This is a genomic window from Streptomyces odonnellii, from assembly GCF_000981895.1.
GTDB lineage: Bacteria > Actinomycetota > Actinomycetes > Streptomycetales > Streptomycetaceae > Streptomyces > Streptomyces odonnellii.
In genome coordinates this window covers 51,551-69,744 of record NZ_LATD01000031.1, presented here as the reverse complement: position 1 = coordinate 69,744, position 18,194 = coordinate 51,551, and the positions used below count along the sequence as shown (strand labels likewise).

Below are 18,194 nucleotides of genomic sequence, written 5' to 3'. Positions count from 1 at the left end.
CCCCAGCTGGCCCGCCCTGGCCACCCTCCTCGCCGACGCCGAAGCCGGCGGCCACCAACCCCACCAACTCCTCAAAGAAGCTGTCGCCCAGCGCGAACTGACCACCGCCCGCCAACCCGCCCGCGTACTGATCACCCGCATCCAGCACACCAGCCGCAACCCCGCACCCAACCCCCGCGCCGAAGCCGCCCGCCGACGTAGCACCATGCGGGTATCCGCGAGTGATCTGGGGTCGGATGCGACACAGCCCGCCTCGCCTCCGATAACCGCGCGTCCGATCAACCGTCCACGGCTGTGAGGAGGCTGGCTCAGCCACCAAGGCCGGTACGCGCACTTCCTCCTGGCGGTCACGCACGGGCTTCTCCCGCCATCCTGGATCGGAATGCGCAAGATAGTCGGCCAAGACGGTTCATCTTTGCGGCCGCGTGGCACATCGTTACTACGCTTCCCGCCATGAGCGAGGTCGAATACCGGAGCAGCGGCGTGCCGTTAGAGGATTACAAACTCAACCGCAGGGATCACCGCCGTCAGAAGCAGAGCGAGGAGAGCAGCGAGCGAGTCCGGCAACAGGTAGCTGAGGACAACGCCAAATGCCGGGCAGACCCGGCGATGGCAGAGCGCCGCCGCCAGGCATTCGAGAACGCCGCGAAGCTGATGCAGTCCTTCAAGAAGGAGGACTACGAGATCATGCGGTGGCGTGTCCGGCTGTACTGCGGCCACATCATCGAGACTGAGGCGCACTACACGTACACCGACCCCGTCGACGCGGGGGGATACAGCAAGCGATGCTCTGAATGTGGGAAAGACGGCTTGACCATCGTCGCCTTCGAACCCATCGGACTACGCGGCGAGCCGCCGAAACCCACGGTCCCCCCGACTCCGCCGCCCGCGAAGAAACCAACGCGAGCCGAACTTGAACGACGTGTCAAGGCCCTGGAAGAGGAGAACGAACGTCTTCGCTCGAAGGCATCGGTTGAAAGCGAACCCGCTTCAAGAGCCACGGGTTCGTAGGAGGCTCGTGGCCCTGTTCGGAGTATCCGAGGGCAGCGGTACAGACATGGGTCCTGGAACGTCTTGCCTCACTTGTCGGCGAGTAGCCCATGTACTTCCTCGGCACAACCCCATGACAGCGTGACGCCAGCACCACCGTGCCCGTAGTTGTGCACGACCACAGCGCCGTCCCCCTGCCGGTAAGCCTCCACCCGGACCGTGGCCCGGGTCGGCCGGGCACCGATCCGATGCTCCAGAAAGCGGGCCTCGGCGAGACGGGGTTCGACCTCGGCGCAGCGGGCCAGGATGTCGGCCGCCGCCTTGTCGTCGGGGGTGAGGTCGCCTTCGCCGTCGATGGCCGTGCCGCCTAGGACGACGGTGTCGCCGTGGGGGTAGAAGCACAGCAGGTCTGGTGAGAGGCCGGTGTCCTCGGAGAAGAACTCGGTCAGCCCCGGGTTGGTGACCACGACGTGCTGGCCGCGGATGGGCCGAAGGTCATGGTCCGGGGCCAGTTCCTGGGCACCCAGGCCCGTGCAATTGACGATCACGGTGGCCGGGCCGGCGTCCGCGAGCGAGGCTAGGCGCCGCTGCTCAACCGTTCCCCCAGCGGCATCGAGCCGACGCAGGAGGTAGCCGAGGTAGGTGGGCATATCGATCAGCGGCACCGTGAACTGGTAGCCGGCCGAGAACCCGGCCGGCAGTTCAGTCGGCTCGCACGGCCGGAAGCCGGGGAGGGTGGTGGCCCAGTCCGGTGGCGCCTCGGCTGTGCGGGACGCCTCGATGCCACTGGTGAGGCGGACGCCCGTGGCGGTGTCCTCGGCCAGCTTGCGGAAGATCTCCAGCGACCGTTGTCCCCACTGGTCGACCTTGTCCTTCGGTTCGACCAGGTACGGCCCCCACATTGCTCCGGCCGCCAGCGACGTGACGCCCGGCACCTGCTCGGCGATCACGTGCACCGAGGCTCCGGCCTCGGCTAGAACGACAGCGGTGGTGAGCCCTGCCACCCCAGCTCCTACAACGACAACGCGCTCCCCTGCGGCCATGCTCCTGACCCTAACGGCCGGGTGACGTCGACGGGGCGTGTTCAGCGAGGGCGTGCTCCAGGGTGGGCAGGAAGCTGCGCACGTGGGCGTTGCGCTGCCGACGGCGCAGGTCTGCGGCGAGCTGTCGGAGTAGGACCGCGCTGCGGGGTGAGCGCACGACGTCCAGGCGGCCGGCAGCGATCTGACCGATCTCGCAGGCGGCCTCCAGGTCGCCACGGGCACTGAGTCCCAGGGCCAGCCAGGCTCCTTCGAACATGGCCCTGCGCTGACTGGGGTCGCCGCGCGGGACGTCGTACGCCCCGGAGCGAAGCATCTCCGCCCCTTGGACGAGGAACCCCCGTCCCCTCGTACCGCCTTCCGCCTTCTGCTGAGCTCGGCCCATCTGGATGAGGCCGTAACCGGCCTGGCAGTCCAAGTGGTTGTCGGTGAGAAAGTACATCCAGCGTGGCTCTTCTTGGCCGCCGTCCCGGCTGGCGATCAGTTCGCGGGCGGCCCCGCGGGTGTGGGCGAAGTCGTTGTCCCGGCCGGCGGCGGCGTACGCGTACGCCAGCCGGGAGAGGACGGATGCCCGTACGACCGGCGGGGCGGCGTCACTGGCTCGCCGGGCGGCCTCACCGAGGGCAATGGCGTCCGCCGGGTGGCCCCGGCTGGCTGCCTGGAAGGAAAGGTCACCGAGGATGTGGGCGCACAGGGGCAGGTCGTTGACCTGGTGTGCTGCACGCAGCGCCGTGGCGAAATAGCGCTGCGCCAGACCGTGATCGGCGGCGTCGAAGGCCATCCAACCGGCCAGCTGGCCGATCTCCGCGAGTGCGCGGATCATGCGGCTCGCGACGCCAGGGGAGTGCCCGCCTTCACGAATCAGGAGCCCGACGGCACGGAACTGGGCGCCCACGTAAGGGAGGTGACGTGCCCCTCCGTGCTCGTCGTCAAGCGCGGAAAGCAGGGGTAGGTGCAGTTCGACCTGGTCCACGAGCGGATCGGCCCCCAAGGACGGCGTGATCCGGGGCGCGTACTGGCCGCGCCCTGCCGTGCCGTCGAGGTACTGGGCAACGATCGCGAGGAGCCCCGCGCCCGAGATCGCGAGGAACCGGCGTCGGTCGACGAGCCCTCCCATCACCCAGTCCTCCACGATCGCCTCCATGCCCTGCACGGTCCACGGCCGTGCGAGATCCGTGTCAGCCGGCACGAGTGCCGAGGAGTCGCCGACGCGGCCCTGCCAGAGTTCCGCCACCGAGACAGATTTACCCAGTTCCTGGGAGAGCACGTAGGCGGCCATCATCGGTAACGGAGAGCGCGGCAGGGAGCCGACGTCCCTCCAGTGGTACGGAGCCGACTCGGCCACCGTCCCCGCCCCGAATACCCTGTTGAGCTTGCGAGCGAGCGCCTTCGGGCTCCACCCGAGTTCGTCGAGGCAGCCCGCCAGTACGGCGTTGGGTTTCCCTGCCTGCGGTGCCACGTGCGACCACCTCTTGCCCCAGTGGTTCGTCCATCACTTCCCGTGCTCCCTCATGGTGACGCCCTCGGACAGCTGATTCACCACCTTCCCAAGGAAGTTGACCGAGTTGACCCGTTGATCGGGTCCTGCGAGACCCCCCTCCTCCGGTGTTCTTGGATCCCGGCGGAAGGCGCCGCTCTCGGTGCCGACGGAAAAGAGGTGGGCCTTGAGACACCGCGCGAGCACCTCCCGAAGCCGTTTCGGCAGTGTGCTGGACCACGACACCGAGCGTCCGGCCTGTGTCCCGGCGTCCAGGCACACCGACGGCGCCGGCGCGACCACGCTGATCACAGATCTGCCGTACGGGCCGAAGGCGGCCGAAGTCGCCCGGAGGGCTGTGGCCGTTGCGCTCCACGGCACCGAGGCGGGCCTCCTCGATGACGCCCGCCTCATCACGTCGGAGCTCGCGACGAACGCGTTCGCCTCGGGCAGCCCGCCCTTGGTCCTGTGCGTCGACCGCACAAACCTGACCACCGGCCGTCTGGAGGTCGAGATCACCGTTACCGACGGCGGCTGCTCTCACCTCGCACCGTTCTCTCCTCAGGCTCCCGGCGAGCAGGCCGAATCGGGACGAGGTCTGATCATCGTCGAGGCCCTTGCCGACGCCTGGTCGCTGACGACCGGCACCCACGGCACCCGCGCCTGGTGCCGACTCACCCGCGAGGCCAGCCCTTCGACGGCCAGCACCTGACGCCCACGCCCCCGATACCCCGTCTTTGAAGGAGGCACCCCGCCGTGCGCATCGACCATGCGACTCCAGCGCCCCCGCCCATGGCCGTACCGAAGGCGGTCCGCCGGCCCCGTGTCGTCGTCGCCCTCAACGAGGGCTTCTACGGCACGGAGTCGGGCACCGGATTCAGTAACCGTGCCTTCCTCACGGCCCTCGCCCGCCTTCTGCCGCCGGGCCGCCTCTCCGTCATCACCCCGCACGTGCCGGAGACAGCGGGAGCGCACGACCGGCGGTGGGCCGGCGAGGTCCAGCAGATGCTGCGGCAGGCCGAGGCCGACGTCGTCACGATCCCGGAGATCCAGGCAGCGCCGGACTCGATCCATGGCTCCGTGCAGCTGTGCGACCTGGCCGGCGAGGCGGCCGTACGCATCGCGGATCGAGCGAGCCGATGCCTTCTCATCGGCCTCGACATCCCGTTCCTCGGGCTGGCCCCCTACACGTCACCGACCACGGACCTGCTGCTCGTACCCCGCTCCACGACCGCGCTGACGCGCCCCAAGGACATCTCCCGCGTCCGCTGGGAGCGCGACGCCCTGCGGGCGGCGACCGACCGAGGCGGGCGGATCGGCGCCATCTCCTCGCACATGCGGGACCACCTCGTCGTCGGCTACGCCGTTCCTCGGAGAAGCATCGTGAGCGTCCCGAACGGGCTGATCCAGGAGGAGATGACCCGGCCGGCAAGCGCGCCGCCCCTGCCCGTCAAGGCCCGCGCCGGATTCCTTCTCGCCATGGGTCGGGCCGTTCCGACGAAGGGCTTCGACGACCTTCTGGAGGCGCTGCACCTCCTCAAGGAGCAAGGGGCCCGCACTCCGCACCTGGTCCTGGCAGCCGTGACCTCGGACGAACACGAGCGCCCCACCGCATACCAAAGGGACTTGGCGGCGGGCATCCGCGCATACGGTCTGGACGCGACGCTGATCACGCGCTTCACCCCCGTGATCCGCGCCTGGCTGCACAATCCGGCCCTGCGCGCGGTCGTCGTTCCCTCACAGGAGGAGCCCTTCGGACGCATCCCCCTGGAGGCGTTCGCCGCCGGCGCGGGCCCGGTGGTGGCAACCAGTGCCGGCGGGCTGGCTCAGACCGTCGTCGAGGGCGAGACCGGCTTCACCGCCGAACCACGAGACGCAGGATCCCTGGCGTCCGCGATCCACCGCGCCCTGGCCGTCCTGCCCCGAGAACGCGAGCGGCTCAGGAGTGCCGGGGCGGCCCTGGTGCGCTCGCGTCACGACTACGAGGCCAGCATCAGCTCCGTCATCAAACGCATCGCCCCTTGGGCTCTGGTGCCGTCGCCCACTGCGGAGGGCCAAGCGCGATGAACCGGCCCGTGGTGTTGATCAGCCTGGAGTCCCCGCACTCCTTCTGGCGGTTGTCCGCCGAGCACGAGAGGACGCTGTCCGCCGCCTTCCCCGAAGTAGAGTTCCGTACGGCGACCGAGGAGGCCGTGCCGCACCAGCTGGCCGAGGCACGCGTCTACTTCGGCTGGAGGTTCGAGCCGTCGTGGCTATTGGGCGCGCCTCATCTGAGGTGGATTGCCTCCCCGGCGGCCGGCACCGACCATCTGCCCGTCGCCGAAGCCCGCTCCGCCGGGGTGGCTCTGACCCGCTCGTACGGATTCCACGGCAGGCCCATGGCCGAGCACGCCATGGGGATGGTCCTGGGTTTCTCCCGCGGACTGTTCATGAGCCAGCTCGCTCAGCGGAACCGGACCTGGTGGAAGGACGACCTGGCCGAGGAGTTCTTCGACCTGGCGGGGGCGACGATGACCATCGTCGGCTGCGGCAGAATCGGAGAGCACCTCGCTCGTGCGGCCAACTCCTTCGGGATGGACGTCATCGGCGTACGGCGGACGCCGCCGGTGGCCGCCGAGGGCGGGATCACATGGATGCAGACGTCGGCCCTGCACCAGGCGGTCGCCGTCGCCGATGTTGTGGTTGATCTGCTGCCCGCCACCCGGGCCACGGACCGCTTCTTCGACCACGGCCTCTTCACGGCCTTCAAGCCGAAGTCCGTCTTCCTCAACCTCGGCCGCGCGTCGACCATCGACCAGTCGGCCCTCCTAGCCGCCCTCAATGGCGGCCACCTTCGAGGCGCCGCCCTGGACGTTTTCGACCCGAAACCGCTGCCCGCCCGCCATCCGCTGCGGCTCCACCCCCGGGTCGTCCTCACGCCGAAGAGTTCCACGCTCAGCCGCACGTACATGGACGAGGCAGTCGCGTTCTTCGCCGACAACCTGCGCCGCCATCTCACTGACCAGCCGCTCAACGGCCTGGCCGAGGTGCCCGCTACCCGCTCCCCCCTCGTAGGAGGCTGACCGATGCCCACCGCAACCCAGCGCGACCTGGCCGCCGCCTTCGCCGCGACCGGCCGCAACCACCCCTACCTGGCCTTCACCCTGAACTCGCTCTGCAACCTGGACTGCGTGTTCTGCAAGCCGCGCTGCATGCCGGACTACGGTCACAAGGACCGCCCCCTGACCGCCTCCGACTACGCCGCCATCGCCGCCGAGGCCGGTGCCTGGGGAATCAGGAAGGCGCACTGCTCCGGCGGGGAGCCGACCCTACGGGCAGACATCCTCGACGTGATCGCGGGCCTGGCCGACGGCCTCGGGCCCGACGCCGCGATCGGCATGACGAGCCACGGCAACCTGCGCCGCGGACTGAGCGTCGAGAAGCTCCACCGAGCCGGCCTGACGTACCTCAACCTCAGCCTCCACAGCCTCGACCCGGCCCGGTCCGCCGAGATCATGGGCGGCGGCGACCCACGCGTCACCCGACGCACCCTCGACACCGCGCTCTCCCTCGGCCTGCGCGTGAAGATCAACTGCGTTCTCCAGCGCACCTACCTGGACGACGCCTTCGCTGTGGCGGAGCTCGCCCGCGACCTGCCCATCGCGGTCCGGCTGATCGAACTTCAGAACATCGGCCCCGCGCAGGCACTCTTCGACACCGAGTTCATCCCCGAGGCGGAGGTACGCGACCGTCTCCACGAGTGGTTCGCGGACGCCGGCGAGGTCCGCAGAGAGGAGCTCGGGGTCCGCAGCCCCGGGCGGTATCTCCGACCCGACGGCTGGGCGGGCTCAATCGGCTTCATCTCCAACTCCAGCTGCGCCACCTGCTCCGACGCCAACCGCATCAAGATCACCCCCACGGGCGTGGCCCGCCCATGCGTCCTCCACAACCGCGACATCCCTCTGAAGCCCCACCTCTCCGACGGCACCCTCGGCGACGCCTTCGCCCACCTCTTCCAGGCCATGCTCGACCGCAACACCAACGACGCCTGGCAAGGGTTCCACTACGTCGACTACGACCTGCGCTGGGACCGGATGGAGCGCCCCGAAGGCACCCCGGTCCTGCCCCTGCTCCCGCTCCTGACCACGGACGCAGCCCGGCCCGCCTGCGCCCGCGCCTCCACGGGGGAACGGTGATGGCCGTGGTCGAAGCGCCGCCCCTCTACCTGGGGCTGGGAGCGCTGTACGAGCGCGAACTGGAAGCCCACGGCGTCGGCGCGGTGATGCTCACCCACAAGTGGCAGACGGCCGACCTGCTGGCTCCCCACTCCGACATCGACGTACGGATCCTCGTTCCCCGGGCCCCGGCGGACTGGGAGGAGTGGAACCACCGCCTGGCCGCAGCGCACACCGCCGCAGTCGGCCGGGAGGTCTCCCATCGACGTCTCCTGGAGCACCCGCCCGGCTTCGCGTTCACCGTGGCCGAGGTGGACGGACGGCTCGTCTCCGCGCCCGAGCTCGCGACCTGGTCGCTGATCAGCGGGAGCGCCCGGGACTTCCAGCGCTGGAAGTCCCGGGCGCAGATGGCGCCGTGGTGCGAAGTCGACGAGCGGTTCTATCGGGGAATCCTCCAGGGGCGGCTGGGAGGTCGATACGAGCTGACGGCGGACAGCACCGACAACGTGGTGGAGGACATCGCCGCGTACCGGCGCCACTGCGTGGCCTGGCACTACCTCGCCCCGTGCTGGTTCGCCGCAGCCGCGCTCGCGACACGGACCCGCTGCCCCGGCAAGACGGCCGCCCTCACACAATGGCGTCCGGACGGTCTCGACAGGTACGCCGAGCTGTTCCTCGGACACGCCGAAGACGGACCCGACGCCCGTCCCCGCAGTCCGCGTCGTCTCCTTCGCACGGCCCATGTCGCCCTGGAAGCAGCCATGCGCCGCGTCCCCGACATGGACCGTCCCGCTGACCAGGACGAGGAACAGGCCCGTACCGACTGGGTGATGGCCGCCGGAATGCTCCGCGTACGCATCGCCCGCTGGCTGTACTACCTCGACCCGCCGCCCAACGTGGCTACGGACTACCTGATCCGGCGCGAGGCGAAGGAACTCCGAGCCGCCGCGCAGATCCTGAACGCGCTCGCGGCGGACGAGACCACTTCCTCCCAGCGGCTGGCCGTCCGGATGGCGGCGCTGATCCCCACCGGACCGACCACCGCCGACACGCTGCGCGCGACCCTCGCGCTCTGGCACCGGCAAAAGTCCACCGTGCAGGAATTCCTCAGTCTCACCCCCGGTGACTACCACCCCTGACGCAAGGAGTCCCGCCATGCCCGCGCGTGCGCCCCTGCCCCGCGCCCTGAAGACGGCCAAGATCAAGATCACGACGAAGTGCAACCGGTCCTGCGACTTCTGTATCTTCGCCGACGGCGCCCAGGGCGAGAACATGTCCCTGGAGCTGTTCTCCACCATCCTGGCCAGGCTGGAGACCATCCCCTTCCAGCAGCTGCACATCAACGGCGGCGAGCCCACCGTGCACCGGGACTTCCCCACCCTCAGTGACGCGGCCCGCACCCGCCTGCCGGACAAGGTCATGGTCCTGGGCACGAACGCCATCACCCTGGCCCGCAACAAGCGGATCATGGAGGCCGCCCTCCGCTCGTATGACCAGGTCCTCATCGGCTGCGACGACGAGCACGAGAACTACGACGAAGTCCACGCCGTCGTGCCCCGCCTCCGCGAGGCAGGCAAGACCGTGGTCATCAACAGCGTCCTGGAAGGCATCAGTTCCTCGCGCCTCACGCAGCTCGCGAGGCTGTGCGACAGGTACGGCGCCATCCACGTTACGAACCACGTGCACCACGTCGACGTCGGCCAACCGACGAACGAGCTGCGCGGCATGTGCGACCGCTACCTCGACCAGCATCTGATGATCGAGATGGACGGATCCTGCTACCGCTGCTTCAACGCCATGGCGAAGGAAGACAGCGAATTCAGCATCTGGGACAAAGACTTCGCGGCCAAGGTGTTCGCGCCCCGCGGCCACCACTTCCGGTTCTGCCTGCGCTGCCACGAGTACACCGACTCCGGCGCCGCCCTCCTGCCCGTCCCTGCCCTCACCGTCTGACCCCAGACCGGAGGTACACGACCATGCCCGCAGTCCTCGGACTGAACTTCCACCACGACACCAGCGCCGCCTTAGTCGTCGACGGCCGCCTCTACGCGGCCGAGGAGGAACGCTGGAGTGGCGTCAAACACAACCACCCCACCCGAAAGGGCACGCTCACCGCCCCGACCCGCGCGCTCCAGTGGTGCTTGGAAACCGCCGGCCTCGAACCGCAGGACGTCGACGCCGTCTGGGCCGCGTCCATGCGCCCCAACCCCGCCGCCGGTTGGTGGCTGGCCGAGGAGCGCGACGAACTCGCCGCCCTCCTGCCCGCCCCGCTCGGCGAACATCTCCGCCTCCTCTCCCACCACACGGCCCACGTGCTCTCCGGCTACCTGCTCTCCGGCCACGAGCACGCGGCGGGCCTCGTCATCGACGCCGGCGGCTCCTCCCTCGGCTCCGACTTCGGCCCTGGCCGCGAGCGCATCACCGGGTACGACCTGCGGCCCGATCGCATCGACCGCCTCCACCAGGGCATGCCGACCGTTCTCCCCAGCCCGGCCGGACCTCGGCGCGTCCACTCCTCGCTTGGGCACTTCTACCGGAATCTCGCGCGGCGGGTGATCCCGCCCGGCGACGAGCCCGAAGGCAGCATGATGGCGCTCGCGGCCTTCGGCGATCCCCAGCGCTACGGAGCCCAGATCCGCGAGCTGATCCGGCTCGGCGACGACGGCGAGGTCCGCATCAATCACCCCTGGGGCTCGGCGGACAGCAGCACACCGCTGCTGCTCGGTAGCCGGGCCTGGACCGCTGACAACGTCACGGAGCAGCCCGAAGACGAGCGGGCCGACCTGGCCGCCGCCGTCCAGGAGGTCTTCGCCGAATCGGTCGTCCACATCGCCCGCCACCTGCAACGGCTCACCAGGGCCTCGACGTTGGTGTTCTCGGGCGGGTGCGCCCTGAACTCCCACCTCAACGGTCAGCTGGCAGCCGAAAGCGGCTTCGACACCCTGTTCGTGGCCCCAGCCCCGCACGACGCGGGCACCGCCGTCGGCGCCGCGCTGTACGGCTGGCACTACCAGCTCGGGCAGGGGCTCCTCCCCGTGCCGACCGACGCGGCCTGGGGCCCACGGCCGGGCGCCCTGCCGCCGACGGCGGTGCCGACCGGATACCGCGCGTTGACCGACCTCGGGCAGACAGTGGCCCCCACGGTTGCCGCGCTGCTCGCGGAACACCACATCGTCGGCTGGGTGCAGGGGCAACTCGAATTCGGGCCACGAGCCCTCGGCCACCGCTCGATCCTCACCCACCCCGGCCACGCCGCCACGCGAGACCGCCTCAACGCGATCAAGAAGCGAGCCTCGTATCGCCCCTTCGCCCCGGCCGTCCTCGCCGAGCACGCCACGGAGTGGTTCATGTCGGCCGGCGACCCCTTCATGAACCGGGTCGCCCACGTCCGCCGATGCCGAGCGGACCGCATCGCCGCGGTCACCCATCACGACGGCACCGCCCGCGTCCAGTCCGTCGCCGCGGACCACCTGGGCCTGCGTGAACTCCTGGAGCAGTTCCACGAGCGCGCCGGACTGCCGCTGCTGCTGAACACCTCGTTCAACCGAAAGGGCACCCCGATCCTGCGGACCGCCGAGCAAGCCGTGGCGGCGACGGCGGACCTGGGCCTTGACGCCCTCGCGGTCGGGGACACCCTGCTGCTCGCCGACCACGTGTCCGACCCCCGTGCCACGGCCCTCCGTACGAGGTGAGGCGGATGAACCCCATCGACCTGGACCACGTCCTGACCGCCCTCGGCGCCGCCTCGTGGGGCACGGACGAACAGTCCCGCGCCCGCGTTGCCGGCACCCTCGCCCTCACCGTCCACGACGGACACACCCGCGATCAGGGCACCCCGTACCTGGAGCACCCGCTGGCCGTCGTCACGCTCTTGCGTACGGAGATCAGGGTCAGCCACCCCGAGACTCTCATCCTCGCCCTCCTCCACGACGCCCTGGAAGTGGCTCCCGAATCGGAGCCACTACTCGTCCAGCACCTCGGCGCCCGGTTCACCGCTCGCCTGCGTGCCATGACGGCCGACCACCGCCTCGAACAGCGTCCCAAGGCCGTTGGCGACGAAACCAGCTGGCGCTTCAAGCAGGCCGCGCTCCCATCCGAGGACCTCCTTGTCCGGCTCGCCGACCGCCTCCACAACCTGCGCGATCTCGCTGCCTCGCCCAACGTCGACAGGCGTCGGCGATTCCTCCAGAGCCTGGAGGACTTCTACCTCCCGCTCGCCGACGCCGCCCGCGGCCTCAGCCCCCACCTGGCGGCCATGCGCGCGCTGCTCCACGCCGAGTACGTCCAACGCCAACAGGAGGTACGTCCGTGAAGCGGGTCGTCTACTCGATGGAGCCGGTCGGCCGGACCGGCGGCCGGGTCTACCTGCGGATGCTTCACGAGGCGACGGCCGACGACGTGGAGTGGCGCACGGTCCCGGACCACAAGCGCACCTATCGCGTCCGCCGCTGGCGCAAGCTCCGCCACCTCGCCCGCCTGGCCCCGACGGTCCGAGCGCTGGACGGCACCACCGGCACCTTCGTGTGGGACGACCTGAGCTTGCTGCTCTTCACGCCGGAGATGCGGGCCCGCACGGTGTTCCTCCTCCACCACTACGAGCCGCTGCAGCACGACTCCGCTCCCGTCGAGGCCATGCTCTGGGAGCACCTGTTCCGAGTCCTGCCCCAGTGCGCCGCCGTGGTCTGTGTAGCCCCGTACTGGGCGGACTTCCTCCGGGCCCGAGGCGTCGACAACGTGCGGGTGATCTACAACGCCTTCGACATGACCGAGGTCGAGCGGGCCCGCGGCTTCGACCGAACCGAATGCCGCAACGAATTCGGTCTGGCCCCGAACATGATCGGCGTGTACGCGGGCAAGGCCGTGCACTGGAAGGGCACCGAGGAGGTCTCGGCAGCTCTGGTCGAAACTCAGGGGATACGGGTGATCACCAGCGGCAGCAACACCATCGGCTTCGACGGCGCCCACTTCGACGTGGAGCGCGAGCGGTACCTGCGGCTGCTGCGCGCCTGCGACGTCGGCGTCTTCCTCCCCCGGATGCGGGAGGGCTGGAGCCGCTGCGCGGCCGAAGCCCTACTGCTCGGCCTGCCCTGCCTGATCCGCCCGGTGGCGGGTCTGGGCGACCTTGCCGCACTGACCGGCCAGTCGGCCCCGGACCTCGGCCGCCTGCCAACGCAGGTCCGGGAACGCGCGGCAGCGCGCAAGACCGAGGCCAAGGCCGCGTACGAGGCGCTGGCCCGGTTCGATCTGAACTACTTCGGCAACGCCTGGGGCGACCTTCTCGCGAAGGTCGCCTGACCGGCGGCTACGCCTGCGCGGCGGCCAGCTTCTTGGCCGCCGCGTCCAGACGGGCCAGCACACGGTCCCGGCCGAGCAGCTCCATGGACTCGAACAGCGGGAGTCCGATTGTCCGGCCAGTGACCGCGACCCGGATGGGCGCCTGGGCCTTGCCCAGCTTGAGGCCATGCTTCTCGCCGACGGCAAGCAGAACGCCCTTCAGATCGTCCGCCTTCCAGTCCGCGACGGTGGCCAGCTCGGCACGGGCGTCGGACAGGATGTCGTCGGCACCGGCCTTCATCGCCTTGTTCCATGACGCCTCGTCCTCGACCGGCTCGTCAAGGAACAGGAAGTCCACGTAGCTGGTGATCTCCGACAGCAGCGCCAGTCGGGTCTGGGCCAGCGAGGCGGCCACCTCGAAGAGGTCCTTGTCGAACGCCTCCGGGGCCCATGGCGCATACGGGGCGACGAGCCACGGCGTGCAGGCATTGGCGAACTGCTCGGGGGACAGCGCGCGGATGTAGTCGCCGTTGAACGCCGTCAGCTTCTTCACGTCGAAGAAGGCCGGCGCGGTGTTGACGTCCTCGATGCGGAAGAGCTGCTCCAGCTCCTCGTACGGCATGATCTCCCGGTCGCCGCCGGGGCCCCAGCCCAGAAGCATGAGGTAGTTCACCATCGCCTCGGGCAGGAAGCCCTCCGCGAGGTAGTCCTCCAGAGCGACCTTGTCGCGGCGCTTCGAAAGCTTCTGCCGCTTCTCGTTCACGATCACCGGCAGGTGCGCCCACACCGGCGGCTGGGCGCCGAGCGCCTCCCACAGCAGCTGCTGCTTCGGCGTGTTCGACAGGTGCTCCTCGCCCCGGATGACCTGCGTGATTCCCTCGTCCAGGTCATCAACCACGTTGGCGATCAAGAAGACCGGAGACCCGTCGCCACGGGCGATCACAAAGTCCTCGATCGCGCTGTTCGGGAACGCCGGCTCGCCGCGGACCAGGTCGAGCACCACGGTCTCACCCTCGTCCGGCGTCCGGAACCGCAGCGCCCGCCCCTCCTCGAAGGCCAGCCCCCGCTCCCGGCAGAACCCGTCGTACCCGAGATGCTCCGACCCCGTGCGCTCCTTCAACTGCTCCCGGGTGCAGTCGCAGTAGTACGCCCGCCCGGCCGCGAAGAGCTGCAGGCCCGCTTCCCTGTGCCGGTCGGCGTTGTGCGACTGGAAGTACGGCCCCTCGAAGGCCGCGTCCTCACCGTGGATGCCGATCGCCGCGAGCGCGCTGATGATCCCGTCGATCCACTCCGGCTTGTTCCGGGCCGCGTCGGTGTCCTCGATCCGGAGGACGAACGTGCCGCCGGACTGTCGTGCCACGGCCCAGTTATAGAGAGCGGACCGCGCACCACCAACATGGAACATGCCGGTCGGAGACGGGGCGAAACGAACGCGAACCGGGGCAGTAGACATGCGCTCCAGGGTACCGACGCCGGACACCCGCCCTGGTCACTCCACCTACCTCAGTGCCGACGTTTTCCGGACGTCCCAGTCCGTGGCAGACACGGCACGCAGGCTCGGCACCGTCGGAGGCTAGAGTCCGTCACCGAGAACGAGCACGAAGCGTAGATGGCCCACCGCGCGGTAGCGGGTGTATTTTTCTTCGATGGCGTCGACCGAGTGCTGCTTACAGGGCCCTCATGTGCACGACTGCCGCCATATCCGCGCATCCCCGCCGGATACGTCGAGCAGGGTGAGTCTTTCTACAAGCCAGCATGTGCGAGGTCCATGGGGACCTGGCTGTCATGCCGGCCATCGGCTGCCCACTCGTCGTGGACCGGGCACAAACTCGGGAGAAGGGGACGAGGTCCTTCAACCTCTTCGATGGTGGTCGTTTCAACGCGGATGAGCGCTGCAGCAGCGTGCTGCAGGCCGACGAGCCGTGAGAAGCGTGCTGAACCAGGGTGACAGCGCGGCTCCGCCCAGCAAAGACTGTGCTGGCTCGTACCACCTGCACAACAATGGCCAACGGGACCAGACGTCCCTTCGCTGCCCTACACACCTTGACGCTCCTGGAGCTCTCGCCGTGACGCTCTCAGTCCCTCCTTCGCCTACTGCGCTTGAAACCGTGTTCAAGCGGGTCATCGAGCGCAAGGCTGTCCGCGCCGAAGCGACACTGCAGGCAGACATTCGCCAGTTCCTGCTGGATGCGGACCTCAATCTCGGCGAGCAGGATCTTTTGACTCCCGTGCTGGAAGCGCAGGTGGGTGGCGGCACTGGTCACCGCATTGACATTGAGATGGGCGCGACCGTAATAGAGGTCAAGAAGGACATTAGCCGCCCAAAGATTCGCAAGGACGCGGTCCCGCAACTGGCGAAGTATGTGCGGGCCCGTACCGAGCAACGTGAGCGGCGGCACGTCGGCATCCTCACCGACGGCGCTGACTGGCGTGCTTACACGCTGGTCAACAACGAGCTGAACGAGGTTAGCCATTTCGATGCGCGGGAGCGCAACGTCAAGGCGCTGGACCTGGTCCGGTGGCTCGAAGGTGTCCTGGCGACGTCCGAGGGCGCGGCACCCACGCCGGACGCCATCGCAACCCGCCTTGGAGCGGACAGCGTCGCCCACTCCATCGACAAGACGGTACTGGCCGCGTTGTACGAGGAAAACAAGAGTCTGCCGACCGTCCAGCTGAAGCGCGATCTGTGGTCACGGCTGCTGCGCAGTGCCCTGGGCGCTCAGTTCGAGGACAGCGACGATCTGTTCATCGAGCACACGCTCCTCGTGAATACCGCCTCGATCATCGCCCACGCGGTGATGGGCATCGACGTGAAGGACACCCCGCCAGCCTCGCTAGTCAACGGTCAGCTGTTCACACAGGCACGGATCTCGGGTGTGGTCGAGTCGGACTTCTTCGGCTGGCCGCTTGAGATTGAGGGCGGCGAGGGATTTGTCCAAGACCTGTCTCGTCGCCTCGCAGGCTTCGACTGGTCAAGGGTCGAGCATGACGTACTGAAGGTTCTGTACGAGTCGGTCATCGCCGCGGAGACCCGCAAGAAGCAGGGCGAGTACTACACGCCAGACTGGTTGGCGGAAGCGACGGTGGCCGAGGCGGTCCCCGATCCGCTGAACCTGCGGATCATGGACCCGTCGTGTGGTTCCGGCACGTTCCTCTTCCACGGCGTCCGCCGCTATCTGGCGGCCGCGCGGGACAACGGACTGCCGCTGAGAGAGGCGCTGGACGGGCTCCACGACCATGTTGCAGGCATCGATCTCCACCCTGTCGCCGTAGCCCTTGCCCGCGTCACCTATCTCCTCGCTATCGGCCGCGAAACGCTTACCTCTGAGGAGCGCGGCCCGATAAGCGTCCCCGTCTACCTGGGCGACAGCCTCCAGTGGGACCAGCGCACTGACCTCATCGACCATGGCCACCTCGTCATCCAGACCGGCACGGGCAACCAGCTCTTCACCAACGAACTTCGCTTCTCCGAAGCCTTGTTGCAAGATGCCAGCCGCTTTGACTCGATCGTCAACGAGCTCGCTGACAAGGCAGCTGACCCGCACCGAGCTGAAGGCAAGTTGCCCTCCCTCAGCGCCCTCTTCAACCGACACGGGGTCTCCGGCGTGGACGACCGGGAAGAGCTGACGGACAACTTCCGTGTCCTGTGTGACTTGGTCGACGAGGGCCGCAACCACATTTGGTCCTACTACGTTCGCAACCTGGCCCGCCCCATGTGGCTGTCCCGCGCCGAGAACCGTGTTGACGTCCTCGTCGGCAATCCGCCGTGGCTTTCCTACCGGCACATGCCGAGCGACATGCAGACGACCTTCAAGGAGATGATGCAGGCCCGCGGCCTGTGGAAGGGCTTTGAGGTCGCTACCCATCAGGATCTTTCTGGCCTGTTCATCGCTCGCGCTGTCCAGCAGTACCTACGGGATGGCGGTTCTTTCGCCTTCGTCGTCCCCAATCCCGTGCTGGATCGTCCCTACTGGACCGGCTTCCGCAGCGGAGAATGGAGCGACCCCGACCACCCCGTCAAGGTCAACTTCACCGGCTCCTGGGACCTGCGTCGGCTACGTCCGCACTTCTTCCCCCGTGCTGCCGCCGTCATCTTCGGTCGCCGCCGCTCGCTCGCCATCGGTCAGCAGGGCAACAGCGCCGTCGCTCTGCCTAAGCAGACTGAAATCTGGACGGGGAAGATCGCCAAGAGCGCCGCTCGTTGGGAACGCGCCAGGGGCTGGATCACCCGGAAGGCAGGTGAGCTGCGCTACCCCAAGGACGGGCTGATCAGTTCGCCGTACCGGGACCGGTTTGGGCAGGGGGCTACCGTCGTTCCCAAGGTCCTCTTTTTCGTCCAGGAACAGGCTGCCAGTCCCCTCGGGCTCGGCGGCGGTCGTGTCTCGGTCCGCTCACAGCGCAGCGCTATGGAGAAGAAGCCTTGGAAGGAACTCTCCGACCGGGAAGGAACGGTCGAGAAGCAATTCGTTCGGCCCATCTTGCTCGGGGAGCACGTCGTTCCCTACAGGATCATCGGTGCCGACAAGGTCGTCCTGCCCATCGAGGGGACGAATACCATCATGGATGGTGAGCATGACCACCTCGACCGATACCCGGACCTGGCGAAATGGTGGCGCGACGCCGAACGACTCTGGGATGACAACCGCTCCAGTGCCCGGCTTTCCCTGGCCGAACAGCTCAACTTCCGGAAGAAGCTGACCGAGCAGCTTCCCGGCGCGCCTCTACGCGTGGTCTACGGTGCCTCTGGAATGCACATGTCCGCCGCGCTGGTGGACGATCCGAACGCAGTTATTGAGCACGCGCTGTACTGGGCTACGGTCGCCACCCGGCAGGAGGGCATGTACCTCCTTGCGCTACTCAATACCCCACGCCTCACCGAAGCCGTGCGCCCGTTGATGTCCTACGGCAAGGACGAACGGCATATCGACAAGGCCGTATGGGAGCTGCCCATCCCGGACTTCGACCCGGTCGACGTCAAGCACGCACGAATCGCGGAGATCGGTGAGCTGGAGGCACGGCGGATCGCGGAGCTGAAGTTCGAGGGCGGCAAGAGCTACATCCAGATCCGCCGAGCCCTGCGCGACTTTCTCCTCAGCTCTACCGACGCCGAAGAACTGGATCAACTGGTCACCGAACTAATCGGCTGAGAAGCAGCGTCCCGCTTCAATCGTTTGACTCTCTTCCTCGTCTCCAGCCCTGGCGGCGAGGAAGAGAGGGGCCCTGCGGGCCTAACTTGCGTGAGCGCTGCGTGAGCGGACC

Annotated in this window: 14 protein-coding genes and 1 pseudogene; 12 read left to right on the top strand and 3 right to left on the bottom strand. The window is 68.4% G+C overall.

All coding sequences use genetic code 11. The annotated features are described in order from the left end of the window. Together WH07_RS37090 and WH07_RS05135 are read left to right on the top strand one after the other, a co-directional pair. Positions 1 to 298: pseudogene (locus WH07_RS37090) on the top strand (mobilization protein); the annotation flags it as partial. Positions 299 to 453: 155 nt separating this feature from the next. After that, on the top strand, positions 454 to 1,011 hold the full coding sequence (locus tag WH07_RS05135; RefSeq protein ID WP_157877229.1) for a hypothetical protein: 558 nt from the start codon (positions 454 to 456) through the stop codon (positions 1,009 to 1,011). A 68-nt stretch (positions 1,012 to 1,079) separates the two neighbouring features. Here WH07_RS05135 and WH07_RS05130 read toward each other — a convergent pair whose 3' ends face one another. Together WH07_RS05130 and WH07_RS05125 are read right to left on the bottom strand one after the other, a co-directional pair. Then, positions 1,080 to 2,033: an FAD-dependent oxidoreductase gene (locus tag WH07_RS05130; RefSeq protein ID WP_046495840.1), complete on the bottom strand. Its 954-nt coding sequence runs from the start codon at positions 2,031 to 2,033 to the stop codon at positions 1,080 to 1,082. A 10-nt stretch (positions 2,034 to 2,043) separates the two neighbouring features. After that, on the bottom strand, positions 2,044 to 3,489 hold the full coding sequence (locus WH07_RS05125; protein ID WP_046495839.1) for a carph-isopro domain-containing protein: 1,446 nt from the start codon (positions 3,487 to 3,489) through the stop codon (positions 2,044 to 2,046). Positions 3,490 to 3,694: 205 nt separating this feature from the next. On the opposite strand from WH07_RS05125, the gene WH07_RS05115 reads away from it, so the two are divergent. The 9 genes from WH07_RS05115 to WH07_RS05075 are packed head-to-tail and all read left to right on the top strand — an operon-like array spanning position 3,695 to position 12,956. Next, complete coding sequence (locus WH07_RS05115; protein ID WP_079022951.1) at positions 3,695 to 4,219, top strand: ATP-binding protein; 525 nt, start codon at positions 3,695 to 3,697, stop codon at positions 4,217 to 4,219. A gap of 44 nt (positions 4,220 to 4,263) precedes the next feature. Next, entirely contained in the window at positions 4,264 to 5,574 is a 1,311-nt protein-coding gene (locus WH07_RS05110; RefSeq protein WP_046495833.1) for a glycosyltransferase family 4 protein, read from the top strand. Further along, entirely contained in the window at positions 5,571 to 6,569 is a 999-nt protein-coding gene (locus tag WH07_RS05105) for a D-2-hydroxyacid dehydrogenase (RefSeq protein ID WP_046495831.1), read from the top strand. Before WH07_RS05110 ends, WH07_RS05105 begins: the two co-directional genes overlap by 4 nt. Before the next feature lie 3 nt (positions 6,570 to 6,572). Next, positions 6,573 to 7,682, top strand: a complete 1,110-nt coding sequence (locus tag WH07_RS05100) for a radical SAM protein (RefSeq protein WP_046495828.1) — start codon at positions 6,573 to 6,575, stop codon at positions 7,680 to 7,682. After that, complete coding sequence (locus WH07_RS05095; protein ID WP_046495826.1) at positions 7,682 to 8,800, top strand: hypothetical protein; 1,119 nt, start codon at positions 7,682 to 7,684, stop codon at positions 8,798 to 8,800. The genes WH07_RS05100 and WH07_RS05095 overlap by 1 nt, the downstream gene beginning before the upstream one ends. A 16-nt stretch (positions 8,801 to 8,816) precedes the next feature. Next, entirely contained in the window at positions 8,817 to 9,614 is a 798-nt protein-coding gene (locus WH07_RS05090) for a radical SAM protein (protein WP_046495823.1), read from the top strand. Positions 9,615 to 9,637: 23 nt separating this feature from the next. Further along, complete coding sequence (locus tag WH07_RS05085) at positions 9,638 to 11,353, top strand: carbamoyltransferase family protein (RefSeq protein WP_046495821.1); 1,716 nt, start codon at positions 9,638 to 9,640, stop codon at positions 11,351 to 11,353. A 5-nt stretch (positions 11,354 to 11,358) separates the two neighbouring features. Continuing rightward, entirely contained in the window at positions 11,359 to 11,973 is a 615-nt protein-coding gene (locus tag WH07_RS05080) for an HD domain-containing protein (RefSeq protein WP_046495818.1), read from the top strand. Beyond that, positions 11,970 to 12,956: a glycosyltransferase gene (locus WH07_RS05075; RefSeq protein ID WP_046495816.1), complete on the top strand. Its 987-nt coding sequence runs from the start codon at positions 11,970 to 11,972 to the stop codon at positions 12,954 to 12,956. Before WH07_RS05080 ends, WH07_RS05075 begins: the two co-directional genes overlap by 4 nt. A gap of 7 nt (positions 12,957 to 12,963) precedes the next feature. On the opposite strand, the gene gltX is transcribed toward WH07_RS05075, so the two are convergent. Further along, positions 12,964 to 14,340, bottom strand: a complete 1,377-nt coding sequence (gene gltX / locus WH07_RS05070; protein WP_232788724.1) for a glutamate--tRNA ligase — start codon at positions 14,338 to 14,340, stop codon at positions 12,964 to 12,966. A gap of 703 nt (positions 14,341 to 15,043) precedes the next feature. Here gltX and WH07_RS05060 point away from each other — a divergent pair. Beyond that, positions 15,044 to 18,082, top strand: a complete 3,039-nt coding sequence (locus WH07_RS05060; protein ID WP_232788721.1) for an N-6 DNA methylase — start codon at positions 15,044 to 15,046, stop codon at positions 18,080 to 18,082. The last annotated feature ends 112 nt before the right edge of the window (positions 18,083 to 18,194 follow it).